Below are 241 nucleotides of genomic sequence, written 5' to 3'. Positions count from 1 at the left end.
GATCGACATCATGCGAGCCGATGGCGACGGATCCGACGCCAGGCGCCTGACGCAGGTGCCGGGCTACGACGGCGGCCCGTTCTTCTCGCCGGACGGCACGCGCATCATCTGGCGCCGCTTCGATACCACCGGTGTCATCGCCGATGTCCACACGATGAACCTCGATGGCACCGACGATCGTCAGCTCACCGACTTCAAGGCGATGAGCTGGGCGCCGTATATCCACCCATCGGGCAGGTAC

1 protein-coding gene is annotated in these 241 nt (G+C 65.1%); it reads left to right on the top strand.

Annotated features, from left to right (window positions below; translation table 11 throughout):
• The coding region (locus ACLJNW_RS28020; RefSeq protein WP_410961879.1) for a TolB family protein at window positions 1–241 on the top strand (241 nt) is incomplete at both ends.

This window comes from Salmonella sp. SAL4457 (genome assembly GCF_046548235.1).
Lineage (GTDB): Bacteria > Pseudomonadota > Gammaproteobacteria > Enterobacterales > Enterobacteriaceae > Salmonella > Salmonella enterica.
Note: the sequence above shows the minus strand (reverse complement) of the source record. Positions and strands in the feature narration are given on the sequence as shown.